This is a genomic window from Flavobacterium sp. WC2509 (assembly GCF_052683105.1).
On the sequence record NZ_JBQZFG010000001.1, the window covers coordinates 3517306 to 3542918 of the forward strand.

Consider the following 25613-nt stretch of genomic DNA (forward strand, 5'->3'; position numbering starts at 1 on the left):
CTAAAAAAATAAGTCATGATAAAATTAAAATTAGTTTTCCTTTATTTATTTTTTGGATGTTCTATACTTGTTTCTTCACAAACAAAGCAATCTGAAAAAAGCTTAAATAATATTGAAAAAGAAAGAAATATTCTTCCTCAAGGAAAATCTAATTTAAAAGGGTATCCTGTAACACCTTTTAGAGATACTTTGTTTTTTATTTACAATAAAATTGGTTCATTTGATGCCCAAAATCGTGCCAATGCGATAACGAGCAGAATAGAAGTATTGTATAAAGACCCTTTTTTTAGTAAGGATTCATTGAATTTATCGAGATCTGAAATTAGTGTTGATGTTTTATACAAAAAAGACTTTTTAGTCATGTCTGTCACTGATTTAGATGGAAGAACAATGGGAAGTAGTGATTTTGCTTTGGCACAAAAAAATCTTGCTATTATTCAAAAAGCAGTACTTTTTCAAAAAGAAAATAATGATACTATAGATTGGGCAAAACGAATCGGACTTGTTTTTTTACTACTTACTTTTGTCGTTTTAATCGTATTTACAATTAATAAATTATTTAGATGGTTGCGGTTTTTAATCATCGAAAATAAAGAGCGTTATTTTTCTGGATTTAAAATTAAAGAATCTAATGTTTTATCGCCTGATAGACAATTAGAGTTTGTTTTGAAGATAGTTAAAGTGATATATATAGTTTTTCTAATTTTTATATTTTACATATCACTACCTGCTATTTTTAGTATTTTTCCTGAGACTGAGAATTATGCATCAGTTCTTTTAAATTGGATATTTTCCCCAGCCAAAGCAGCTTTAATGGGTTTTGTTCATTTCTTACCTAATTTATTTTCAATAACTGTAATCGTTGTTTTATTTAGATTTATCTTAAAAATCATTAAATTTTTTGTGGATGAAATTCAGAAAGGTCAAATAAAAATTGATGGATTTTATAGTGATTGGGCTATGCCAACTTTTAATATTGTGAAAGTATTGGTATATGCTTTTATGGTAGTAATAATTTTTCCGTATTTGCCAGGATCCAATTCTCCAATTTTTCAGGGTGTGTCTGTATTTGTTGGGGTTTTATTTTCATTAGGTTCTTCGAATGCGATTGCTAATATGGTGGCAGGATTAGTAATTACATATATGCGTCCATTTAAGATTGGTGATTTTATAAAAATTGGTGATGTAACTGGAACCGTTATAGAAAAGAGCCCTTTGGTAACTAGAGTCCGAACTCCAAAACAAGAGGATATTACAATTCCAAATGCTACTGTTTTGTCAAGTTCTTCGATTAATTATTCTGCAAATACAAATGATAATTCTAATGGATTATTAATTCACACTACAATTACTATTGGTTATGATACGCCCTGGGTTGATGTCCATAAAGCTCTTATTGCTGCCGCTATGAGAACGGATTCGCTTGAAAAAATGCCAGCTCCATTTGTTTTGCAAACTAGTTTGAATGACTTTTATGTTTCTTATGAAATTAATGCTTATACCAAACATCCGAATCAACAACCGTCTATTTACTCAAAACTTCATCAAAACATTCAAGATTGTTTCAATGAAGCAGGATTAGAAATTATGTCGTCACATTATACTTCTCTTCGTGATGGAAACAGAACTACTATTCCGAATGATTATCTTGACAAAAATTATACTTCCCCATCTTTTAATGTTACGAAGGAATCATAATTAATGATGTATTACTTGTTAATATTTGAATATTTGTTCAATTAAATGTAAGTAAAGTTTTAAGTATTATTTGATTTTTGTAAATTTAACGTTTTTTTAAGCATATTTTGAATTATTTATTTTATAAGTAACTGGTAGTTAGATGTTTGTTAAAGGCATCACTAAATGTTGGTATTGCGTGGTTCTTTAAAGAGGTTTAAATTTGCGGAATTCAATGTCAGAATTAATGTTTTATTAATTTAAATATTTAGAAATGGAAAATTATTTTATTAAACCAGATAAGTTAAATTTATTTACAAAGGTTATTGCGAATAAAATTCAAAATGGTTTTGTTGTAATTGAGCGAGATGAAAAAACGCCTTTTACGGTCCTCTATAAAGAGGGTAAAAAAATTGACCATGGTCTAAATTTTTTGATTTGTTGTGCAACGTTAGGGATGTGGTCGTTACCTTGGTTGTATTTGGCACGTGTAAGGGCAAAAGATAAAAAGGTTTTGATTGCAATAGATGAAGAAGGAGTCATTTTTGAACAAAAATGTTATTTAGGTTAATTTCTTTAAAAATATAAGTTATTTTTTGATTAGCATAACATAAATTTAATTCAATATAAAAGGGATAATGAAAAAGCCATGACTGTTATTATGTCATGGCTTTTTAGTTATAAAAGAATCTGTTGAGCTTTTCTCAAAGTTTTTCTTTTAAATATTTCGCTGTAATTGATTTTTTGTCTTTTACGATTTCTTCGGGAGTTCCTTTGGCTAATAACAATCCACCGTTTTCTCCTCCTTCAGGACCAAGATCAATTACCCAATCGGCACATTTAATTAAATCAAGATTATGTTCTATTACCAGAATAGAATGTCCTTTTTCTATTAAAGCATCAAAAGAAGCCATTAGTTTTTTAATATCATGAAAATGCAATCCAGTTGTTGGTTCATCAAAGACAAACAGCGCTTTTTCTTTTATCGTCCCTTTGACCAAAAAAGAAGCGAGTTTGATACGTTGCGCTTCACCACCTGAAAGTGTAGATGACGATTGTCCCAATTGTACATAACCTAAACCAACATCTTTTAAAGGCTGCAGCTTTTGTGTGATTTTTGTTTGTTTATTTCTTTCAAAGAAAACAATAGAATCATCAATTGTCATCGTTAAAATATCGTGAATGTTTTTACCGTCAAATGCTACTTCTAAAACTTCTTTTTTGAAACGTTTTCCGTTACAGGTTTCACAAGGCAATTGGACATCGGCCATGAAAACCATTTCTACGTTTATCGAACCTTCACCTTTACATGTTTCACATCTTCCACCATCCACATTAAAAGAGAAATGTTTGGCTTGGTATCCTCTTACTTTTGAAAGTTTTTCTTTGGCATATAATTCTCGAATATCATCATAGGCTTTGATATAAGTAACAGGATTAGATCTTGAACTTCTACCTATCGGATTTTGATCTACGTATTCTATATGTTTAATATGTGAAAATGAACCTGATAATTCGCTAAATTGTCCTGCTTTCTCTCCCGCATTGTCTAGCTTTTTTTGCATGGCTGGAAAAAGAATTTTTTTGACAAGTGTACTTTTTCCACTACCTGAAACTCCCGTAATTACAGTTAAAACATCAAGAGGAATTTTTACATCTATATTTTGTAAATTATTCTCTCTGGCTCCTTTTATTTCAATGAAATTTTTAGAGGTTCGTCTTTTCTTTGGAACACTAATTTCTAGTTCTCCATTCAGATATTTGGCGGTTAACGAGCTTGACTTCAAGATTTCTTCATACGTGCCTTGAGCTACAAGATTACCACCTTGAGTTCCTGCTTCTGGACCAATATCAATAATCATATCAGCAGCTTTCATAATATCTTCATCATGTTCGACAACAATTACTGTATTGCCTAAATCACGTAAGGATAATAAAACTTTTATCAAGCGCTCTGTGTCTTTTGGGTGTAAACCAATACTCGGCTCATCCAGAATATACATAGATCCTACAAGACTACTTCCTAGTGAGGTAGCCAAATTGATACGCTGGGATTCTCCTCCGGAAAGTGTTGATGAGTTTCTATTTAAAGTCAAATAATTCAATCCAACTTCAGATAAAAAAGATAGACGATTGTTGATTTCAATCAATAATCGTTTAGCAATTTGTTTTTCATATTCATCTAGACTGATGTTTTTGAAAAATTCAACCAAATGTTTAATAGGTAAATCAACTAAATCAGAAACCGTCTTTCCATTTATTTTTACGTAAGAAGCTTCAACTCTTAAGCGTTTTCCTTTGCAGACATGACATTTGGTTTTTCCTCTATAACGCGAAAGCATTACTCGGTTTTGAATTTTATAATTTTTCTCTTCAAGTTCTTTAAAAAAGTCATTCAATCCTTGGAAATATTTATTTCCTGTCCAAATTATGTCTTTTTGTTCTTCTGTAAGTTGAAAGAAAGGTTTGTGAATTGGGAAATCAAATTTATAAGCATGATTTACTAATTCGTCCCGAAACCAACTCATACTTTCTCCACGCCAAGGAAATATAGCATTTTCAAATACCGAAAGAGAAGTGTTTGGAACAACTAAATCACTATCAATTCCTATAATATTTCCGTATCCTTCACAAGCAGGGCAAGCTCCATAAGGATTATTAAAACTAAATAAATGTACATTAGGTTCTAGGAAAGTAATATTATCTAATTCAAAATTATTCGAAAATGAAAGCCTTTTATCTGAATTTAATTCTTGTAAATAACAAATTCCTTTTCCTTCAAAAAAAGCCGTTTGTACCGCATCAGATAATCGGTTATAGAATTCTTCTTCGTCTTTAACTATAATTCGGTCAATAATGAGTAAGATATCTTTATGATCTAATGAATGTTGTTCTGTTGTCGTGAAATCATCCAAACGAACCATTTCATTATTTACCAAAATCCTAGCAAAACCTTGTTGGAGTAATACTTTTAGTTTTTCTTCTAATTGTCTACCTTCTTCGAGATGAATAGGAGCGAGGAGTAACCATTTGCTGTCAAGTTCAAGATTTTTGACAGCTGTAACGACATCAGTAACCGTGTTTTTTTTGACTTCTTGCCCCGAAATTGGAGAATAGGTTCTACCAATTCTTGCAAACAATAATTTGATATAATCGTAAATTTCGGTTGATGTTCCTACCGTAGAACGCGCATTGGTTGTGTTAACCTTTTGTTCTATGGCAATAGCAGGAGCAATTCCTTTAATATATTCTACTTTTGGTTTGTCTAAACGCCCTAAGAATTGTCTGGCATATGAAGATAAACTTTCGACATAACGACGTTGCCCTTCGGCATATAAAGTATCGAATGCTAAACTGGATTTTCCAGAACCAGAAAGTCCTGTAATAACTACGAGTTTGTTTCTAGGAATTGCGACATCTACATTTTTTAAGTTATGTACTTGTGCTCCTTTTATTATGATGTTCTTCTTTGGATCGAGTTTGGAAATATCAACTGGCATACTAAAAATGAATTTTCACAAAAGTACTCAATTTTAATATGAGAATCTCTAAACAATTATAATCAAGCTTACTTATTTAATTTGGTTTTGCTGTGTAAAATCTTATATTGTTATTTGCAACTGTAACGAAATGGGTTGAAATTTATAGGTTATTTTTTTTAATTAATTTTTCTACTCATTTTTCTTGTTTCTTTTGATAATAATTTGTTAAATTTGGAAAATGTTTAATCTTAATTAACTCTTCAGAGCCTATAGTAAAAAAAATACTTTTTAGAAAATATTCCCAAATAACTAACAAATCTAAAAAGGAATTGCTATGGCAAGTATACAAAAATCAGATGCCTTCTTGGTAAAAGATTATATAGGTGGTGATGAAAATGCATTATCAATATTAGTCAGAAGACATGAATCTAAAATATATGGATTCATCTATTCTAAAGTTTTAGACAAAGAGGTATCCAATGATATTTTTCAAGACACTTTTATCAAAGTAATCAAAACCTTAAAATTAAATTCCTATAACGAAGAAGGTAAATTTTTGCCTTGGGTTATGCGAATTGCGCATAATTTAATCATTGATCATTTTAGAAAATCAAAAAAAATGCCAATGTTCAGAGAAACAGAGGAATTTTCAATTTTTTCTATAATGTCTGATGATTCCCTTACTATCGAAAATCAAATTATTGCAGACCAAGTAGAGGATAATATTCGTAGATTGGTAGAAGAGCTCCCTTTAGACCAAAAAGAAGTTTTAATCATGCGTATGTATCAAGATATGAGTTTTAAGGAAATTTCTGAAACTACAGGGGTTAGTATTAATACAGCATTGGGTAGAATGAGATATGCGATCATGAATTTGAGAAAAATTATAGATAAACATCAAATTGTTTTGACCAACTAACAATAAGAGTATGATTCTCACGTTCTAATATAAAATAAATTTTATATTGATATGGAAAATAATTACTCTAAAGAATTGAAAAAGACTAAAAAAATGAAGCCAGATAAAGAAGTTGTATCTTTTTTATTAAACTACTCTAAAGCATTAAAAATGGTTAAAATAGAGGAGAAGGTTTTTGAAATTATATCTAATTAATTCTTATAGATTCAAAGAGATTTTAAATCTATAGTTTGGTCATACTAAAAATAAATTTCACTAATTTTTTATAAGATTAGTGAAATTTGTTTTTTATACCCTATTTATTTTTTTTCTAATTCGTTCAATACAGATTTTCGTCCAATAGTTTTGGTTATGATATCTTTTTCTAAATTCCATCCTCTTGCTGGAGAATATTCACGACCATACCAAATAATCTGTAAGTGCAAATCATTCCATAATTCTTCAGGGAAAATGCGTTTGGCGTCTTTTTCGGTTTGAACTACATTTTTACCGTTCGTTAAATTCCATCGATACATTAATCTATGAATGTGAGTGTCTACAGGAAATGCAGGAACTCCAAAAGCTTGTGACATTACTACACTAGCTGTTTTATGTCCAACGGCTGGTAATTCTTCTAAATATTCAAAACTTTGAGGTACTTGTCCATTGTGTTTGTCTATTAATATATGTGATAGGCCATGAATACCCTTCGATTTCATTGGAGATAAACCGCAAGGGCGAATAATTTCTTTGATTTCTTCGACAGACATTTTAATCATATCATAAGGGTTGTCTGCTTTCGCAAAAAGTAACGGTGTTATTTGATTTACTCGAACATCGGTACATTGAGCCGAAAGTAAAACAGCAATCAATAATGTATAGGGATCTTTATGGTCTAACGGGATTGGAATAGTAGGATATAATTCGTTTAACGTGTCTATAACAAATGTTACGCGTTCCTGTTTTGTCATTTTATTTGAGTTGCTGAGTTACTAAGAATCTAAGTTTCTGAGACTCTTTTTGGAATGTAAAAATAGTATTATTTAGTTTTTGAATTGAATTTTGAATGCCAATTTTTCTAAAACTTAGTATCTTAGCTTCTTAGTAACTTAGTATCTAAAGAAAAAACATGACTACATTAAAAATAGGAGATCAGGCACCACAATTTTCAGGAGTAGATCAAGATGGAAAATCACATCAATTAGCTGATTATAAAGGAAAAAAACTTGTAGTTTTCTTTTATCCAAAGGCTTCTACACCGGGTTGTACGACTGAAGCTTGTGATTTAAGAGATAATTTTGAACGTTTTCAAGCCAATAATTATGCGCTTTTGGGAGTAAGTGCAGATAGTGCCAAAGCACAAGCCAAGTTCAAAGATAAATATGAATTTCCTTTTCCTTTATTAGCGGATGAAGACAAATCAGTAATTAATGCTTTTGGAGTATGGGGTCCGAAAAAGTTTATGGGAAGAGAATATGATGGAATTCACAGAACCACTTTTGTAATTGATGAAAATGGAATCATATCTGATGTTATTTCCGATGTTAAAACCAAAGCGCACGCTGATCAAATTTTAAAGTAAAAGATGTTTTGAGCTAATTTTGATTTTAAAACAAAAAATCCAAGAAAGACAAATTGTTTTCTTGGATTTTTTGTTTTTAAAAAAGAATATATCTTAATTATTTGCTTCTAAAAGTGAATTAGCTTGGTAACCAAAAAGACCTTTATCTTTAATGATTTCAGCTACTCCAGGAGGTAACATTTGTTCCCAACCAGGTTTTCCAGAACTAATCATTTTCATTACTTCACGAGAGAATACTTCTAATATTTCTGGATTATAATTTTCTATATCCAATACTTTTCCGTTGAATTTAAAGAATTTGTATAATTCTTTCATTCTTGGATGTACTTTCAAGTTTTTAGAAGTGATCGTTTCTCCTTCGTCGCCAAGCATCGGGTATAAAAATACTTTCATATCTCTATAGAAAAGTTTTCCAAAGGCTTCTAGTATTCCTCCACTCAAATGGCGATAGTATTTTTCGTCAAAAATATCTACTAAATTGTTTACCCCCATGGCAAGTCCCATTCTGGCTTTAGTATAATTAGAGAAATATTCTACTACTTTGTAATATTCCTGAAAATTGGATATCATTACAGTTTGTCCTAAAGAACATAACAATTCGGCACGATCCATAAAATCTCTTTCGTCGATTTCACCGTCAGATCTAAGATTCGATAAAGTAATTTCGAAAATAACCAATGTGTTTTCTTTCTCTACTTTGTTTTCTTCCAAAAACATTTTCAAAGATTTCTCATACATGTCCATATTTACTTTGGTAACTGGACGGAAACTTCCTCTAAAAGCAAGTATGTTTTTTTTGTATAAAATGGCAGCTGGTAAAATGTTTTTTCCTTTTGGATTAAACATTACCGCATCGGTCATACCATTTTTGACTAATTGCAAACTCATTAGACGATTGTCTACATCTGCAAAACGAGGTCCCGAAAAATTGATGGTATCAATTTCTAATTGGTCTTTGTCAAGATGATCGTATAAGTAACGGAGTAGTTTTTTTGGGTCATTGTACTTATAAAAAGCACCATAAATTAAATTAACCCCTAAGGTTCCTAAAGTTTCTTGTTGTAATCTAGAATCTGTTTCTTTGAAACGAATATGGATAATTATTTCATTATAAGCTTCAGCTGGATCTAATTGATATCGAATACCAACCCAACCATGACCTTTAAATTGTTTTGCAAAGTCAATAGTGGCAACAGTATTGGCATAACTGAAAAACATTTTGTTAGGATGCTTTGTTCGGCTCAATCGTTCTTCAATTAATTCGCCTTCAAAATTCAGCATCTTTTTTAAACGGCTTTCGGTTACATAACGACCGTCTTCCTCAATTCCATAAACAGCATCACTAAAGTCCTTATCATAGGCTGACATTGCTTTTGCAATTGTTCCTGAAGATCCACCTGATCTAAAAAAATGTCTGACAGTTTCTTGACCAGCCCCAATTTCAGCAAAAGTTCCGTATATGTTTTCATTTAAATTTATACGAAGTGCTTTGTCTTTTAAAGAAGGAATTTGCTCAATAACTTTGTCTCCTTTTAGTTTTATCTTTTTGGCTTCCATTTGTTTTGTTTAAATTCGGAGATTATATTACAAAGTTAACGAATTAGGCTTCTTATGAAAGAGAATTAATTCTATTTTTGTAAAAAAAGAAACACAGTTGAAAATATATTTTTTAGGTACAGGTACATCTCAGGGAATTCCAATTATTGGAGTTGATCATGAAGTTTGTAAAAGCACTGATTTTAAGGATAAAAGACTCCGGGTTTCGGTTTGGATTTCATGGGAAGATCATTCGTACGTGATTGATTGTGGACCGGATTTTAGACAACAAATGTTATCGTCTAATTGTAGAAAACTAGACGGAGTGCTATTTACTCATGAACATGCTGACCATACTGCTGGTTTGGATGACATTCGTCCTTTTAATTTCAGGCAGGGAGAAATCCCAATATATGCTCATAAAAGAGTACTTGAGAATATCGAAAAACGATTTGATTATATATTCGAAAAAGTTAATAGATATCCTGGAGCTCCTTCGGTGAGGACTATCGAAATCGAAAATAATGAGTCTTTTTCTATTGGTAATAAAATAGCTATTCCAGTAAGTGTTTGGCATGGAGATTTGCAGGTTTTTGGATTTAGAATTGATGATTTTGCTTATTTAACTGATGTAAAAACGATTGATGAAGTTGAAATCGATAAACTAAAAAACCTCAAGGTTCTGGTCGTTAATGCATTGCGGGAAGAGCCTCATAATACACATTTTAATTTGAAGGAAGCACTTGATTTTATAGCTTTGCTGAAACCTGAAAAAGCCTATCTAACTCACATTAGCCACATGCTTGGTTTTCATGAAGAAGTTCAAAAAAAACTGCCAGATAACGTTTTTCTGGCTTATGATAACTTAGAAATTACAATTTAATATACAAATGAAAAAATCATTACTCCTTTACGCTTTAATTTTATCTTTAGTTTTTAATGTTTATACGTATATGTATTTAAGCAAAGAAGTAACTTTTGAACAGGATAAATATAAAAAATCAACTACCAAGTTAAAGGACAGTTTGAAATCCATGACTAATAAATGGTCTGATGCAGATTATTTTTCATTGGAAAAAAATGAAAATGCGCAAAATTATTTCGAATCGGCTAAATCCGAAAAAATCAGAAATTTTGCAACTTTAGTACCTTATGTTACGGGGAAATTATTGGATTTGAATACTAATCCAAAAGGGAATCCTTATACAGGACAAGAGCAATTGGGAACCAATAAATTTATAATTAATAAAGTAAAAGTTCTAAATCACCGTTGGATAATTGCAGATTATAATGATGGTGAATATTGGGGCGAAGTATTGTTGAAATATTTTATCAACGATGACGAAAGCGTTTCTTTTGAAGTAAACCAATCTTTTATATACCAAAAGTAGAATCAGTATTCAGTGTTCAGTTTTTAGTGTTCAGTTAATTTTGAAAACTAAAAAATTGAACACTTTTTTATAAGTCTATACAAAACTGATCACTACAAAACTGCCCACTGATCACTAGTTTTCAATCAGCCAATTCTTGAAATCATAAAAATTCTGAGGCGCTACTCCGTGTCCTACAGGGTATTCTTTATAGGTAGTTGCTACGCCTAATTTTTCTAAAATTGGAGATGTTTTTCTAGCCCAATCCAAAGGAATTACTTGGTCTACAGTTCCATGGGATGCGAATATTTTTAGTTTGCTTAGGTTATTTTTTAAGTAATCTTCGGCTGCGATTTCCAAATTGATATAACCACTCATAGCAACAACTTTGTTTACTTTTTCAGGGTATGAAAGTGCTACTGCATAACTCAAAATAGAACCTTGACTAAAACCAATTAGGTTTACATCATTAGCATCAATAGGATAATTAGCTACCAATTCATCAATGAAACCAGCAATTACATCTCTTGAAATTCGGGCTTGATCATTATCCGAAAATTTATTTTGATCAGCATCAAAATTGATGGCATACCAAGCATAACTTCCATATTGAAGATCATAAGGAGCACGAGCTGAAATGATATAATAGTTGTCTGGTAATTCTGTTGCAAACGAAAATAAATCGGCTTCGTTGCTGCCATATCCGTGTAGTAAAAGCAATAACGGATTTTTGTTAAGAATAACTTTTGGTTCTCTTATTTTATATTCTAGTGATAGATTCATTTTCTAGTATTCAGTGTTCAATTTTTAGTGTTCAATTTTGGAATTTGTAATTTAAATTTTTGAGATTTATTTTACGAGATGCTTTTAAGCCATTTCTGAAAGTATTCTCCAAGTAACGGAACAGGTTTTGTTTCGCCTTTTATAGCACTAAAAATTCCATAAGTCCATAATATTGAAATGAAAACCCACATTGGTGCAGAAATCATTAAACTATCAAAATTGCCAATGATTAATCCTAACGAAAAAAAGGTAATTGTAAGTCCTAATCCTTGACGGATATGAAACGAAGCAAATCCGTTTTTGTCTTCGGCATTCATTGACATGGCAATAAATACGCCAATGCCTAAAATATAACTGGTAATAGCTGCTGTTTTTCCAGCTTCGATGTTGTTATTCATGTTTTTTGTTATCCTAAGATTAATTTTCCTTGGTTCAAAATTCCATAGGCTTTTCCAGTCAGACTTGTTCCTAAAAAGGCAGAATTTTTAGATTTTGAAAGTATGTTTTCTTTAGTGAATATACTAGCACCTTCGGGATTGAATAAAGTAATATTGGCTATTTCACCTTCGTTAATGTTGTTGGTGGGAATGCTGAAAATAGATTTCCCTTCGGTGAATTTTTCGATGATAGTTTCTAATGGTAATACGGTCATCAAAGCTCCAAAAGCACTTTCCAATCCGATTGTTCCATTTTTAGCCAAATCAAATTCCATTTTTTTATGTTCAATGTCAATTGGATTATGATCCGAAGTGATTATGTCAATTGTACCATCAAGTATTCCATTAAGTAATGCTTGTCTGTCGCTTTCTGTTTTTAATGGTGGATTTACTTTAAAGCGTGTGTCAAATCCTTCTAGTTTTTCATCGGTTAATACCAAATGATGAACAGTTACGCTACAAGTAACATTCAGTCCTTTTGCTTTAGCTTCTTTAATTAATTGAACTGATTTTACTGATGATATGGTTGGGATGTGCAATTTTCCACCAGTATATTCTAATAAAAATAAGTTTCGTGCAATTTGTAATTCTTCAGCTAAATCGGGAATACCTTTAAGTCCCAATCTGGTAGAAACAATACCTTCGTTAGCGACACCATTTCCTTTTATTTTTTCATCCTGAGCGAAAGCGATAACCAATCCATCAAAATCTTGTACATATTGCAATGCAATTTTAAGCAAATTAGTGTTTTCTAGACTTTTCGTATAATCTCCAAAGGCTACGGCTCCTGAATTTTTCATATCATACAATTCAGCCATATCTTTACCTTCACTTTCTTTGGTTAGTGCGCCAATTGGAAAAAGCTGTGTTGCAGAACCATTGGCTTTGCTTTTTACAAAATTTACTTGAGCTTGATTGTCTATAATAGGATAGGAGTTAGGTTGTAATGCGATGGCTGTAAAACCACTTTTGGCAGCAACATCAAGTCCATTTGCAATAGTTTCTCGGTCTTCAAAACCAGGCTCTCCTAGAGAAACACTACTGTCGAACCATCCTTGAGAAAGGTGAAGATTATCTAGTTTTAATTCTTCGATGTTATCTGTATTTGGAAGTGCCGTTCCAATTTTTTTTATAAAACCATCAACAATTAAAAGATCAACAGTCTGGTTATTAAAAGGACTTTTCGAATCGATAATTTTGGCGCTTCGGATGATTATTTTCATGTATAGATAATTTACTTTAGTTGAAACAATAAAATTTATGTTTAGAAAATTAAAACTTAATTTTCTTGAACCATTAAGTAATTAAGTTAATAAAGGAAAAACTTAATATTCTTAATGTCTTAATGGTGAAAAAATTATTTCACAAATTTGATAATTGCCATTTCCAATAATAGAAAAAGCAGTGCAAAGATAATAAACCATTTCCAAATTTGATTGTCACTTCGATTGCTTTGTAGTGTATCAAAAATGGTGGTAATGGAATCACTTGTTTTATAATCAGATAATAAACTTTCGTTGATTTGATCTAGATTACTTTCGGTTCTGGCGTAATTAAAACTAATATTTTCTATTGGTTTTGTAGAGTCATAAATCGTGTAATTACCTGCTTTTTCAGGATAATCATTAAAAAATAATTGCACTTTATTATTCAATAATTGTTGTACAGGTGTAAATTGTTCTTCTTGATTTTTTACTGTAAGAATTTCGTCTTTTGCTAAAGTAGCAGAAACTAAATAGGTGGTATTATTTCCAATGGTGTTAGCATTAATTCCGTTATTTAGTTTGGTTAAAGCCATTTTGTAAAAAACAGGAACAATCAAAGGCGATTGCTGAAAATTAGAATTATTAATATTAATTGGAGCAGAAAACACATAAACAGATGATGCTGCAGTTTTAATTGCTGTCAAAAATGGGGATTGATCATCACAATTTAAAACGGCTGGGCTTGTTGAAGCAACAGTAAACTCTTTTTTAATTTTTGGATATTGAAAATTATTGGTTTTATTCTCGAAAACACCAGCAAATAATGGATGGCTAAAGTTAATTTTAGTAATCAGTTTTTCTTTCGATTCTAATGATTTAAATTGAGTGTTGTCAAATTGTTGCAGTACTGCATTTAAATTGGAAACATCACTTGTTTCTGACGGAATTACAATTAAGTTTCCGCCTTTTTTGACAAAAGATTTCAAAGTGGTTTGCAAGGCTTGAGGAATTTCTTCTAGCTCATTTAGTACAATGGCATCTTGCTTGTCGATACTGTTGTAGTCTAAAGAGTTTAATGTGAAAGAACTATAATTGAATTCATCATTGGTGTAAATTCGACTCAGGAAATTATTTTTCTCGGGTGTTCCAATACTAAGAATGTTGTTCTTTTTGATTTCCGAAATGCTGAAAAACAATTTATTATCATAAGCCAAATCATTGTCTTCTATGGAAACATAACCGTGAAAAGCTTGTTTTGGAATTGTAAAATTGATGGTTTGTTTTTTGTTTTTAAAGTTAATAATGGTTTTAGCAATCAATTTGTTTTGATTGTATAAAGCCATTGAAACAGGTTTGAAATCTTCACTGTAATTGGTAGTGTTAATGCTTAATTCATAGAAATCATCAAGGGTTTGACGTATAAAAACACTGTCTATTGCTACATTGTTTTTTTGTTCTGCCTTTGGAATAATAAAATACGGAATATTATCCGTTTCTATGTTTTTTAACTGATTTGAGGTTAAACCTACAGCATCAGTAATGACAACAATGTCTTTTTTGAAAACCGATTTATGTGCTTTTACTTTTGCTAAAATATTGCCTAATTGAAAAGGAGTTGCACTGTATTTTAGATTTTGCAATTCATTTCGAATGGTTTTTATATCGGTATCCCAGTAAGTATCTGTATTGGTAAGTAAAGAAAAATTAACGTTCTCAGGAGTTTCTTCCAATAGTTCTTGAATAGCACGTTTTAATAATTCCCCTTTTTTTCCTTTGGCTTGCATACTAAACGAATTGTCTAGAATTATATACATTTTATTGCTAACATTTTTGCTGTCTTTAGATTCGAAAAAGGGCTGAGCAAAAGCAAGAATTATAAATGCTAATAAAAGAAGGCGACATGCCAAAAGCAACCATTTTTTGATTTTGGAACTTTTTCGTGTTTGTATTGAAAGGGCTTTTAGGAAACGAACATTGGTAAAATATTCTTTTTTGAAACGTCTTAATTGAAATAAATGAACCAAAATTGGAACAATCAATAAGAATAGAAAGTATAGAATTTCGGGTTGTTTAAAGTGCATTCTACGTTTTTTGTTTGCTTCTTAGGTTTAATAACAATGGAGCGCATTGCCATTTGTGTGTCAAAAATACAAATTTGTAGACAGTTTATTAGAATGTTGCTCTTATTTTTCAAAAGTGAAATGAAATAGGGGTAATTCTGAAAGATTATAAGTATTTTAGCTTTTCTGTAATCTATTTATATATTTAATCAGCATAACTGTAAATTAGTCAAAATCACCAATATTGAGATGCAAATTATGTATACTCAATTAAAACTATATATCAACAAATGAAACAAATCTATCTATTCCTTCTCTTAATTTTTTCTGTTACTTCAATACAGGCACAAAAAAATCTTCTTAATCTTATTGTTGGAACCTATACCAATTCATGCAGTAGTAGAGGAATTTATGTATATGAATTTAATACTCAAAAAGCTCAAATTAGATTAAAAAAGAGTTCCGATAGTATTTCGAGTCCTAGTTATGTATCGCTTTCTAAGGATGGAAAATATATGTATGCTGTGAATGAAAACGGAAATGAAAGCACGGTAAGTTCTTTTAGTTTTGATCCAGTTAGCGGAAAACCAAGTTCTATAAATAAAGTTGATTCTAAAGGAGCAGATCCTTGTTATCTTATTAATGATGATAGCAATGTGATTGTGGCTAATTATTCAGGAGGCAATATTGCTGTTTTTGGTAAAAATGCCGATGGTAGTTTAACCGAAGCAAAGCAAGTAGTTCAGCATTATGGAAAAGGAGCCAATCCGGAGAGACAAGAAAAAGCACATGTACACATGGTTTATTTTTCACCAGATAAAAAGTATGTTTTGAGCACTGATTTAGGAACTGACAAAATATATGTTTATAACTATAATCCCACTGCTACTACTGATGTTTTAACATTAAAAGATAGTGTTTCGGTAACAGCTGGAAGTGGTCCTAGACATTTAAAGTTTAGCAAAAATGGGAAATTTGTGTATCTGTTACAAGAGTTAGACGGCTCGATAACTTCTTTTAGTTATTTGGATGGGAAATTAAGTAAGGTGTTTGAAACAAGTATTTTGGCAAAAGACTTTAAAGGTACATTTAGCGCTGCTGATATTGAGATTTCTCCAAATGGTAAATTTTTATACGCTTCTAATAGAGGAGAAGCTAATAACATTTCGGTTTTTAAAATTTTGAAAAAAGGAAAATTAGCTTTTAAAGGTCAAACGAGTACTTTGGGTAAAGGACCAAGAAGTTTTGTAATTGATCCTACAGGAAAATTTCTATTGGTAGGACATCAATATACCAACAATATTGTCATTTTTAAGATTCATAAAAGAAAAGGAACATTAACAGATTCAGGAAAAAGCTTCGATTTGTGTTCTCCTGTATGTTTGATTTTTGGTGAAGGATCTGAAGTTAAAAAGTAAAAAAGATAAATTTTATTATAAACAAACAGCCCATAGTTTCGACTATGGGCTGTTTATTTAACTGAATACTGAAAAACTGAACACTGCCTACTTTTATTTTTTGTCCTTACGTTTTTTGGCTTGGTTTTTCAACATGTTTCTATTTACAGAACCATGTGTTTTTTTCTTGGTTACACCAGGGCCTCCCAAGTTGACTTTTTTATTCTTTTTACTTTTTTCGTGAAATGCACCATCACCTTCGAGTTTTGTCTTTTTCATTAAAAACTTAATGGGTTGACGGTCTTTTTCTGGTTCGATTAGTTTGGATGAAACTTCAACAGTCTCAGGAAAAAGTTCAAAACCTAATTCCATATCCATTAATAATTCAATGGCAAATTTAAATTCTTCTTCTCTTGGTGCAATGAAACTGATAGCGGTACCAGTAGCATCGGCGCGCCCAGTTCTACCAATACGGTGCATATACAATTCTGGTAATTCTGGCATTTCAAAGTTGATAACGTGCGTAATATTGGAAATATCCAAACCTCTCGCCATAATATCTGTCGTGATTAATCCACGAAGATTTCCTTCTTGAAATTCAGCCATCGTACTCAAACGATAATTTTGTGATTTATTCGAGTGAATCACACCAAATTGTCCCTCAAAATCCTCTTCAATACGAGTGTGAACCATATCCGAAATCTTCTTGTTGTTTACAAAAACCAAAACACGACTCATGTCTTCATTGGTTTCTAATAAGTGTTTCAACAAGTTAATTTTGGTATTGAAATTTGGAACTTGATAAGCGATTTGTGTGATTTTTTCTAAAGGAGTTCCTGATGCCGAAAGCGTTACTTCTTCTGGATAATCAAAATAGTCATTCAAAATAGTATCAACTTCATCTGTCATCGTAGCCGAAAAAAGAATATTTTGACGCTTTTTAGGCATCATCGCCAAGATAGCAGTCAATTGCGTGCGGAAACCTAAGTTTAGCATTTCATCAAATTCATCGATGACCAATTTTTGCATCTCTTCAAAACGAATCACATTATCTAATGTCAAATCCATGATTCTTCCAGGTGTTCCCACCAAGATATCGCATCCTTGATAAACAGTAGTTTTTTGAGTATTGATATTAACACCACCAAAAATCCCAATAGTACGAACCGACATGTATTTGGTCAATTTTTCGACTTCTTCTACAACCTGAACAACAAGTTCTCTGGTTGGTACAAGAATTACTATTTTTGGAGTATGGCCTGGGGTGAATTTATATAGTTTTAAAAGCGGTAATAAATAGGCAAATGTTTTACCAGTACCCGTTTGTGCAATTCCCATCATATCACGACCTGACATTATCACAGAAAAAGTTTTTTCCTGAATAGGAGTAGGAGAGGTAAAACCCAAATCGGTTATTGCTTTTTGTACAGATTTTGGGAGATTGAATTGTTCGAAAGTACTCATTTGTGTTTTAATTTTGTGCAAAGATAGGTTTTTTGCAACTAACCATTGAAACACTGTTTGATTTTGGCTTTATTTTGAAATAAGAAGCATAAAAAAAACAATAAAACTAGAAATTTTTTAGAAATAAAATAAATAGTGTTGAAAATGAAAATTGAAGTAAAGCAATTTTAAAATTTCTCAAATACTCCCAATCCAAATAAAGCAAAATCATATTTTACAGGATCATTTGGGTCTAATTGGCGGAGTTTTATGTCCAGTTCAGCTAATGCCTTTCCGTCGTTTTGTTTTCTGGTAAGCAAACCTAGTTTTCGAGCTACATTTCCTGAATGTACATCGAGCGGACAGGATAGGAGTGAAGGTGAAATGTTTTTCCAAATGCCTAAATCTACACCTTTATTGTCTTGGCGGCATAGCCATCTCAAGTACATATTAATACGCTTTGCTGCAGAACCATTCATAGGATCCGAGATGTGTTTTTGAGCTCTATTTTGAATTTGAATTTCGAAAAATGTTTTTTTGAATTCAGAAATGCTTTTTTGCATCGAATCGGTTTCCTGATGTTTAGTAAAAACAGCTTCAAGACCACCATGATTTTTATAAATGTGTTGCAGGCCTTTTATAAAACTAACGAAATCTTGCCCGTTAAAGGTTCTGTGGACAAAGGATTCTAATTGTTCCAAATTATTTTCGTTATGTGACATCACAAAATCATAAGGAGCATTACCCATCAAATCCATCATTTTATGGGAATTTTTGATAATCATTTTTCGATTCCCCCAAGCGATAGTAGCACTCAAAAATCCTGCAATTTCAATATCTTCTTTTAGCGAAAACAAATGCGGAATTTGAACAGGATCACTTTCAATAAAATCGAGAGTATTGTACTGAAGTACTTTTTCGTCAAGGAAATCTTTGAGCTCGGTTTGATTCATGTCAATTATGGATTACTAATTTGACCATCAACCATAATTAATTTTCTATCAGCCATGTTGGCTAATTCTTCATTATGAGTTACAATCACAAAAGTTTGACCAAATTCCTCTCGAAGCTGAAAAAATAATTGATGTAAATTTTCAGCAGAATGAGTGTCTAAATTTCCAGAAGGTTCATCTGCAAAAATAACATCGGGTTTGTTGATTAACGCTCTTGCAACAGCAACACGTTGTTGTTCACCACCCGAAAGCTCGTTTGGTTTATGATTTATTCGGTGGGATAGTCCCAAATAGTCTAATAGTTTTTTGGCTTCTTTTTCGGTTTCTTCTTTAGATTTGTTTGCGATATAAGCAGGAATACAAACATTTTCCAAAGCAGTAAATTCTGGTAATAATTGATGAAACTGAAAAATAAAACCCAAATTAGCATTTCTAAATTTGGATAAAGATTTATCGTTCATTTTTAATATATCTTCATTATTGATCACTAAAGAAGTGTCATTTTCACTCTCTTTTTTTGCAATATTAGGTTTGTCTAGTGTTCCTAATATTTGCAGAAGTGTTGTTTTACCAGCACCAGAAGCACCAACAATTGAAACAATTTCACCCTTTTTTATATGTAAATCTACTCCTTTTAATACTTCAAGTTGATCGTAAAATTTATGTATGTTTTTTGCGTGTATCATTGTTTTAAAACTGTTTTCACAAAGAAACAAAAGTTTCTGTCGATATTATAATGGCTTCGACAATTTTTAACTTATATGTTTACTTGTAATGCAGTTTGGATTTTGTAAATTTATAGTTGAATTAATTTTTTCCAAATGAATAATTTAAAAACAGAAGAGGCTTTTCATAAACAAAAAACGACCAAATTTTTATTAGGGATCTTATTTGATGCTATTGGAATGCTTTCGTTTACGATTCCAGGAGTTGGGGAATTTGCAGATATTGTTTGGGCGCCATTGGCAGGTTTTTTAATGACCAAAATGTACGAAGGTCGAGTAGGTAAGGTGGCTGGTATTTTGACTTTTGTAGAAGAAATAATTCCATTTACCGATGTGATTCCATCTTTTACTATTACTTGGATATATACCTATTGGGTTAAAGGCAATGCAGATAATAAACTGAAATAGTGTGATTTTTTTTATTCTTTAAAAATAAATCCTAATCCCATACTTCTGAGCATTTTCTTTTCAAAAGCCCAAAAGAATTTAAATTGCCCAAAAAGTAAACCTATTGCAACTAATAAAACCTGATAGATAGGAAAAATGAGGAGTAATCGAATAGGAGTGTACCAATGACCGAGATCTTCTTTGGCAATTCCTAACCAAACACAAAAAGGCTTAGATAACCACGCAGATGCTGATCCTGTAATGGCAAAAACTACAAAAATTATTGCCAATTGCCAATTGGATGTGAGTCCCCAACGTTGTTTCAATCCTTTCATTAATAATGAATTTCCTTTTTACAAATATAATGGTTTTGATATTTAAATCATTACTGTAAGATGAAAAACAAAATCAAAATTTAGGAGATATTTTATATTTTGAGATAGATTTAAAGCAATATAACTTGCTATCTAGGAGGCACACGGCCGTATAATCGCTGATTGTATTTATTCTGGAAATAAATCATGTAATTATAAATAAGATAGTTTACTTCATAACCATAATTAATCGTTGGCTGATAATCGATAGTCATTTCGTAGAGATTGGGATTGTAATTTTGTGGTTGTCGGACACGGTTGTTCCATTCTATAACATACATATGGTTTTTAGTTTCCATATAACTTTGCGAATAATAGCCTCTTGGAAAAGCAGTTGATTGTAGCCAAAAATCAAAACCAGGTTCAATAATAATGACTTCATATTGCAATTCTTCATTTACAATTTTTATAGTATCATTGCTAGTAGTAGTTTTTGGTTTTTCTGTATTCGAAATATTCGGTTTGGAAGTATTGCACGCAATAATCACACAGAGAATAAGCAATATGCAAATTGAATTTTTCATAATAAAGAATTTGCCGAAATCACCTTGTCTGTTTTGCTTGATGAAAAATAGGTAACATTTAAGTTTTAAAAGGCAAAAATGAAAAGCGTATAACAAAGGTTAAACATGTTTTAAATGGAATGCTATTATCCAAAAAGTTTTCCGATAATTCCTCCTATACCATCTTTAGACTTAGACATTGCAAGAGCATCACTAATATCTACTTTACCATCGGCATTTTGGTCTAAACCAAATTGAGTTCCGTATTTTGAAATAGCGTCCATTATTCCAGAAGTTTGTGTGCCACCTCCAGAAATTGCTCCAATTAAATCAGTAATTTGAAAACTATCATTTGGGTCATTCGTTTTGTTTACTAGGCCATTTAGTATTTTAGGAATTATACTTCCGGCAACTCCAGCTGCAGCAGTATTATCCAAGCCGAATTTTTCTCCCAAGCTTCCAGTAAGCTGTTGTGTAATTTGCTGTACGGCAGGATTAGAAGCATTTTGAGCATTATTCCCTTGCAACAATCCAGCAAGTTGTTCAATTCCACCTTCTGAAGCCATTTTTTGTAAACTCGAAAAAATAGAGCTTCCAGTTTCTTGCAAGACAGCTTCGTTATGTTCATTTGGAACAGCATTATTTTTTACAACTGCTTCTTGTCCAAATTCTTGTACTAATTGTGATAATTGTTCGAACATCGTTTTTTGATTAAAGGTTGATATCAAATATAATCAAAAAAAAAGTTAGAAATTAATAACCGAAGCTAATAATTCCTAACTATTGTGTTTTAAATCAATTACTTAGTTTAGTAAATGAATGATTTGATGTGCTAGTTCAGTACCGATTCTATCTTGTGCTTCTTCGGTTGCAGCTCCAATATGTGGTGTCAAAGATATTTTCGGATTCATTAAAATAGTAATTTCTGGATTCGGTTCACTTTCATAAACATCCAAACCAGCAAAAAATACTTTACCACTATCTAATGCTTCTATTAATGCTACTTCGTCTATAGCGCCTCCTCGAGCGCAGTTAATAATTCCAACTCCGTCTTTCATCAGCTCAAAATCTTTCTCTCCAATCACGTAATCATCTTGTTCTGGAACGTGCAAAGTAATAAAATCAGATGCAGCAAATAGAGATTCTAAAGATTGAGAAACGAGAGAAATGGTTATAGTTTGTCCGTCAAAGAAATGAATATTCAAGTCTTTATTGGGTACATCCATGTCGCTATAAATAACTTTCATTCCAAGTCCAATAGCCATTTTTGCAGTAGCTTTACCGATACGCCCCATTCCAATGATTCCAAGTGTTTTACCTTTGAGTTCAATACCCTTGGCATACGCTTTTTTCAATTCATTAAAATTAGTATCACCTTCAAGAGGCATATTTCTATTGGAATCATGCAAAAATCGAACACCAGTAAATAAATGCGCAAAAACCAACTCCGCCACCGATTCCGATGAAGAAGCAGGTGTATTTATAACATGAATTCCTTTGTTTATAGCATATTCCACATCAATATTATCCATTCCAACACCACCACGTCCAATGATTTTAAGACTAGGGCAAGCATCAATAATATCTTTGCGGACCTTTGTAGCACTACGAACTAATAGAACGGCAATATTATTTTTGTTTATAAAATTAGCAACTTGTTCTTGTGCTACTTTTGTGGTAATAACTTCAAAACCAGATTTTTCTAAAGCAGTAATACCACTATTTGAAATTCCGTCGTTTGCTAATATCTTCATTTAATTTTTTAATTTAAAATTATTTAATCGTTTATTTGTTTAATCGTTTATTCGATTCAACGATTCAACAAATAAACGACTTACCGATTAAACGTTACCTTCCAGTGCTTTCATTACATCCACAAGAACCTGAACGCTTTCTAATGGCAATGCATTGTACATAGATGCTCTATAACCACCAACAGAACGGTGTCCTGGCAATCCAGAAATTCCTGCTGCTTTCCACATTTCGTCAAATTTAGCAGCGTGAGATTCGTCGTTTAATAAGAAAGTCGCATTCATATTAGAACGGTCTTCTACAGCAGCCGATCCTCTAAATAATGGATTTCTGTCTATTTCAGCATAAAGCAAAGCAGCTTTAGCATCATTTATTTTTTCGATAGCCTCAATTCCTCCTATTTTTTTTAACCATTGTAGAGTCAATAATGACGCATAAACAGGAAAAACAGGCGGTGTATTGTACATACTGTCTGCTTTGATATGTTTTGCATAATCTAACATGCTTGGAATTGTTCGTCCAGTTTTACCAAGAATTTCTTCTTTGATAACAACCAAAGTTGTTCCTGCTGGTCCCATGTTTTTTTGAGCTCCAGCGTAAATAATATCAAATTTTGAAAAATCAATTTTTCTAGAAAATATATCAGAACTCATATCACAAACAAGTGGAATATTAGTTTCTGGAAATTCCTTCATTTGAGTTCCAAAAATAGTGTTGTTACTTGTACAGTGAAAATAATCTGCATCAGTAGGTATCGTGTATCCTTTTGGGATATGATTGAAATTTTGATCTTCTGAAGAAGCAACAACTGTAGTTTCGCCAAAAAAGCGAGCCTCTTTTATTGCTCCAGAAGCCCATGTTCCAGTATTCAAATAGGCTGCTTTTCCATTTTCTTTCATCAAGTTGTAAGGAACCATTAAGAATTCTAAACTGGCTCCACCTCCAAGAAATATGGCTTGATATCCTTTGTCTTTTAAATCCAAAAGTTCTAAAACTAAAGCTCTCGCTTCTTCCATTACGGCAACAAAATCTTTACTACGATGCGAAATTTCTAATAGAGATAAACCAGAATCATTAAAATTCAAAATAGCTTGTGCTGATTTTTCAAAAACTTCTTGTGGTAAAATACAAGGTCCTGCGCTGTAGTTGTGTTTTTTCATGGTGTAGTTACTGTTTGTTTTATTTGTTTCGATTAACTATCAAAAGAAATTATCAATTTTTATCCTTCTTTTAGATCTTTGAAATAAAATAATTTCAAGTTATAGTTAAAGGTTAATTTTTTAAAAATGCAAATTTCGGGAATATGACATGAATAACCATTAAATTATTCATAATTATATAAAAAGATTGAATTATACCGTTAATAAAAAGGATACTGTATCAATGTTATCTGCATAATCCCACAAATTTGGTTTTTGAGTAGTTCCAAATTCTATACTGTTTTTTACAAGATTATTACTTACAATACATTGAATTTGTTGACTTTCATCATTTAAACGTTTTTGCAAATCCTCAATAGTTTCATAGTATTCATAAAATACGCTTGTAATCGGGGAGCTATAACTCGAATCTTCTTTTATAGTCAAGAATCCGTTGTCTAATAATTTGAAATTACTCATTAGGAAAACGGCTTTGTTATAATCGTAATTATTTGCGTATTTTTCATAATGAATGACATCTTGATATTCAAAAATACCCTCAAAAAATGAGTCAAAAGAATAGCCTTTTGGAACAAAAAGTTTAGAAACATTGCGGCATCCCAATCCGAAATATCTAAAAATATCTTCGCCTAATGCAAGCAATTGTTCTTTGGTTTCCTCTCCGTTTAATACAGCAATTGAATTTCTGTTTTTCCGTATGATAGAAGGTTTATCTTTAAAATAATATTCAAAATATCGAGCAGTATTATTACTTCCCGTAGCAATTACGGCATCAAAGTTTTCTAATTTTCCTTCGACAAAAGTGATTTTATTTTTTAAATCAGATTCTGCGGCAATTAGATAATTAGCCAAAAAAGGCAATAAATGTTGGTCATTTGATGATGTTTTTACCAAAACATTATGTCCAGATAGTAAAACAGATAAGAAATCATGAAAACCAACCAATGGAATATTACCAGCTAAAATTAGTGCTATGTTTTTAGGTTTTACAGCACTAAAATCATATTCTGAAAGCCATTTGGTTAAATTTTCTTCTGTCAATGCTTTCGCCCAGGAATCAATTGAAAAATACACTTGTTCTGGGGTGTACCAGCCATTATGAGATTGAGAAAGTTGAATTAAATCGATGAATTTTTCAAAAAACAAATCATTACCAAATACGGTTTCGTCCTTACTACAATTTCCTTCTTTAAATTGGCTTAAGAATTTACCTAGTTTAATAAATGCATTTTTTTTTGTATCTAATGTCATAATGTTTGTTTATGAAAAGTTTTGATTGTAATTTTGCACAAAAATAAGCTTTTTATAAGCTCTAGGCAAAAGTTGTTTTGAGTATTAATTACTACTTTAGCTTTGAACTTTAAATTTTAAAAACTAAACAGAAAATGGCAATTATAATAACCGACGAATGCATTAATTGCGGTGCTTGTGAACCAGAATGCCCAAACACAGCTATATATGAAGGAGCTGATGATTGGAGATATAAAGATGGAACAAAATTAAAAGGAAAAGTAATTTTGCCAGATGGTAGCGAAGTAGATTCAGATGAGGCTCAAACGCCAATCTCTGACGAAATCTATTATATCGTTCCAGGAAAATGTACAGAATGTAAAGGTTTTCATGACGAACCTCAATGTGCTGCTGTATGTCCTGTAGATTGCTGTATTCCAGATGATAATCATGTAGAGTCAGAAGAGACTTTATTAAATAGACAAGCTTTCTTACATAACGAATAGTATTTGTCTTAATTATATATGTTAAAACCTGCACTTCTTTAATGCAGGTTTTTTTATACTTTAGTTTTAAAATAAAATTTATTTTTCTTTCTGAAAAAGATTATGGTAATTGTTTTTTTTATATTTTTAAAAGCTTTTTTTTATGAATAATTT

Annotated in this window: 26 protein-coding genes; 10 read left to right on the forward strand and 16 right to left on the reverse strand. The window is 31.5% G+C overall.

The window, feature by feature from the left end; genetic code table 11:
- Window positions 1–15 precede the first annotated feature (15 nt).
- Together ACUN3A_RS14710 and ACUN3A_RS14715 are read left to right on the forward strand one after the other, a co-directional pair.
- Window positions 16–1698, forward strand: a complete 1683-nt coding sequence (locus tag ACUN3A_RS14710; protein WP_445552034.1) for a mechanosensitive ion channel family protein — start codon at window positions 16–18, stop codon at window positions 1696–1698.
- 253 nt (window positions 1699–1951) lie between these two features.
- A complete protein-coding gene (locus tag ACUN3A_RS14715; RefSeq protein ID WP_445552035.1) occupies window positions 1952–2248 on the forward strand; it encodes a hypothetical protein in 297 nt (98 codons plus the stop codon).
- A gap of 133 nt (window positions 2249–2381) precedes the next feature.
- On the opposite strand, the gene uvrA is transcribed toward ACUN3A_RS14715, so the two are convergent.
- Window positions 2382–5177, reverse strand: a complete 2796-nt coding sequence (uvrA, locus tag ACUN3A_RS14720) for an excinuclease ABC subunit UvrA (protein WP_445552036.1) — start codon at window positions 5175–5177, stop codon at window positions 2382–2384.
- A 316-nt stretch (window positions 5178–5493) separates the two neighbouring features.
- Here uvrA and ACUN3A_RS14725 point away from each other — a divergent pair, with 316 nt between their 5' ends.
- Window positions 5494–6078: an RNA polymerase sigma factor gene (locus ACUN3A_RS14725; protein WP_445552037.1), complete on the forward strand. Its 585-nt coding sequence runs from the start codon at window positions 5494–5496 to the stop codon at window positions 6076–6078.
- Between the two features lie 51 nt (window positions 6079–6129).
- Entirely contained in the window at window positions 6130–6273 is a 144-nt protein-coding gene (locus ACUN3A_RS14730) for a hypothetical protein (protein WP_445552038.1), read from the forward strand.
- Window positions 6274–6377: 104 nt separating this feature from the next.
- Here ACUN3A_RS14730 and ACUN3A_RS14735 read toward each other — a convergent pair whose 3' ends face one another.
- The gene (locus tag ACUN3A_RS14735; RefSeq protein ID WP_445552039.1) at window positions 6378–7028 is read right to left on the reverse strand and encodes an endonuclease III domain-containing protein; all 651 of its coding nucleotides are present in this window, start codon (window positions 7026–7028) and stop codon (window positions 6378–6380) included.
- Between the two features lie 158 nt (window positions 7029–7186).
- Here ACUN3A_RS14735 and bcp point away from each other — a divergent pair, with 158 nt between their 5' ends.
- Window positions 7187–7639, forward strand: a complete 453-nt coding sequence (bcp, locus tag ACUN3A_RS14740; RefSeq protein ID WP_445552040.1) for a thioredoxin-dependent thiol peroxidase — start codon at window positions 7187–7189, stop codon at window positions 7637–7639.
- Between the two features lie 93 nt (window positions 7640–7732).
- On the opposite strand, the gene ACUN3A_RS14745 is transcribed toward bcp, so the two are convergent.
- Window positions 7733–9196, reverse strand: coding sequence for a TonB-dependent receptor (locus tag ACUN3A_RS14745; RefSeq protein ID WP_445552041.1), 1464 nt, complete (start codon window positions 9194–9196; stop codon window positions 7733–7735).
- 97 nt (window positions 9197–9293) lie between these two features.
- Here ACUN3A_RS14745 and ACUN3A_RS14750 point away from each other — a divergent pair, with 97 nt between their 5' ends.
- The gene (locus tag ACUN3A_RS14750) at window positions 9294–10058 is read left to right on the forward strand and encodes an MBL fold metallo-hydrolase (RefSeq protein ID WP_445552042.1); all 765 of its coding nucleotides are present in this window, start codon (window positions 9294–9296) and stop codon (window positions 10056–10058) included.
- Window positions 10059–10065: 7 nt separating this feature from the next.
- A complete protein-coding gene (locus tag ACUN3A_RS14755; RefSeq protein ID WP_445552043.1) occupies window positions 10066–10566 on the forward strand; it encodes a hypothetical protein in 501 nt (166 codons plus the stop codon).
- 114 nt (window positions 10567–10680) lie between these two features.
- Here the strand turns inward: ACUN3A_RS14755 and ACUN3A_RS14760 are convergent, their stop codons facing one another.
- The 4 genes from ACUN3A_RS14760 to ACUN3A_RS14775 form a co-directional block, all read right to left on the reverse strand.
- A complete protein-coding gene (locus ACUN3A_RS14760; RefSeq protein WP_445552044.1) occupies window positions 10681–11328 on the reverse strand; it encodes an alpha/beta hydrolase in 648 nt (215 codons plus the stop codon).
- A gap of 71 nt (window positions 11329–11399) precedes the next feature.
- Window positions 11400–11726, reverse strand: coding sequence for a hypothetical protein (locus ACUN3A_RS14765; protein ID WP_445552045.1), 327 nt, complete (start codon window positions 11724–11726; stop codon window positions 11400–11402).
- Between the two features lie 8 nt (window positions 11727–11734).
- On the reverse strand, window positions 11735–12988 hold the full coding sequence (locus tag ACUN3A_RS14770) for a dihydroorotase (protein ID WP_445552046.1): 1254 nt from the start codon (window positions 12986–12988) through the stop codon (window positions 11735–11737).
- 134 nt (window positions 12989–13122) lie between these two features.
- The gene (locus tag ACUN3A_RS14775) at window positions 13123–15051 is read right to left on the reverse strand and encodes a BatA domain-containing protein (protein WP_445552047.1); all 1929 of its coding nucleotides are present in this window, start codon (window positions 15049–15051) and stop codon (window positions 13123–13125) included.
- A 269-nt stretch (window positions 15052–15320) separates the two neighbouring features.
- Between ACUN3A_RS14775 and ACUN3A_RS14780 the strand changes: the two genes are divergently transcribed.
- Window positions 15321–16448 carry a lactonase family protein gene (locus ACUN3A_RS14780; RefSeq protein WP_445552048.1) on the forward strand — a complete coding sequence of 376 codons (1128 nt, stop codon included), beginning with the start codon at window positions 15321–15323 and terminating at the stop codon, window positions 16446–16448.
- Window positions 16449–16541: 93 nt separating this feature from the next.
- Here the strand turns inward: ACUN3A_RS14780 and ACUN3A_RS14785 are convergent, their stop codons facing one another.
- From ACUN3A_RS14785 to ACUN3A_RS14795, 3 genes are all read right to left on the reverse strand, one after another.
- Entirely contained in the window at window positions 16542–17891 is a 1350-nt protein-coding gene (locus ACUN3A_RS14785; RefSeq protein WP_445552049.1) for a DEAD/DEAH box helicase, read from the reverse strand.
- Between the two features lie 167 nt (window positions 17892–18058).
- Window positions 18059–18823, reverse strand: a complete 765-nt coding sequence (locus ACUN3A_RS14790; protein ID WP_445552050.1) for a TIGR02757 family protein — start codon at window positions 18821–18823, stop codon at window positions 18059–18061.
- A gap of 5 nt (window positions 18824–18828) precedes the next feature.
- Window positions 18829–19509 carry an ABC transporter ATP-binding protein gene (locus tag ACUN3A_RS14795; protein WP_445552051.1) on the reverse strand — a complete coding sequence of 227 codons (681 nt, stop codon included), beginning with the start codon at window positions 19507–19509 and terminating at the stop codon, window positions 18829–18831.
- Between the two features lie 135 nt (window positions 19510–19644).
- Between ACUN3A_RS14795 and ACUN3A_RS14800 the strand changes: the two genes are divergently transcribed.
- Window positions 19645–19956 carry a hypothetical protein gene (locus ACUN3A_RS14800; protein ID WP_445552052.1) on the forward strand — a complete coding sequence of 104 codons (312 nt, stop codon included), beginning with the start codon at window positions 19645–19647 and terminating at the stop codon, window positions 19954–19956.
- A gap of 11 nt (window positions 19957–19967) precedes the next feature.
- Here the strand turns inward: ACUN3A_RS14800 and ACUN3A_RS14805 are convergent, their stop codons facing one another.
- The 6 genes from ACUN3A_RS14805 to ACUN3A_RS14830 all read right to left on the reverse strand — a co-directional run bounded on the left by ACUN3A_RS14805 (window position 19968) and on the right by ACUN3A_RS14830 (window position 24975).
- On the reverse strand, window positions 19968–20270 hold the full coding sequence (locus ACUN3A_RS14805; protein ID WP_445552053.1) for a DUF6787 family protein: 303 nt from the start codon (window positions 20268–20270) through the stop codon (window positions 19968–19970).
- Window positions 20271–20398: 128 nt separating this feature from the next.
- Window positions 20399–20833 (reverse strand): DUF6146 family protein, encoded by a 435-nt coding sequence (locus ACUN3A_RS14810; RefSeq protein WP_445552054.1) that lies wholly within the window; start codon window positions 20831–20833, stop codon window positions 20399–20401.
- Between the two features lie 125 nt (window positions 20834–20958).
- Window positions 20959–21513, reverse strand: coding sequence for a DUF937 domain-containing protein (locus tag ACUN3A_RS14815; protein WP_445552055.1), 555 nt, complete (start codon window positions 21511–21513; stop codon window positions 20959–20961).
- Between the two features lie 102 nt (window positions 21514–21615).
- Window positions 21616–22566, reverse strand: coding sequence for a D-2-hydroxyacid dehydrogenase (locus ACUN3A_RS14820; RefSeq protein ID WP_445552056.1), 951 nt, complete (start codon window positions 22564–22566; stop codon window positions 21616–21618).
- A gap of 87 nt (window positions 22567–22653) precedes the next feature.
- Window positions 22654–23724: a 3-phosphoserine/phosphohydroxythreonine transaminase gene (gene serC / locus ACUN3A_RS14825; protein ID WP_445552057.1), complete on the reverse strand. Its 1071-nt coding sequence runs from the start codon at window positions 23722–23724 to the stop codon at window positions 22654–22656.
- A 192-nt stretch (window positions 23725–23916) separates the two neighbouring features.
- Window positions 23917–24975 carry an acyl-CoA reductase gene (locus tag ACUN3A_RS14830; protein WP_445552058.1) on the reverse strand — a complete coding sequence of 353 codons (1059 nt, stop codon included), beginning with the start codon at window positions 24973–24975 and terminating at the stop codon, window positions 23917–23919.
- A gap of 134 nt (window positions 24976–25109) precedes the next feature.
- Here ACUN3A_RS14830 and ACUN3A_RS14835 point away from each other — a divergent pair, with 134 nt between their 5' ends.
- Window positions 25110–25460, forward strand: a complete 351-nt coding sequence (locus tag ACUN3A_RS14835; protein ID WP_417976312.1) for a 4Fe-4S dicluster domain-containing protein — start codon at window positions 25110–25112, stop codon at window positions 25458–25460.
- Window positions 25461–25613 lie beyond the last annotated feature (153 nt).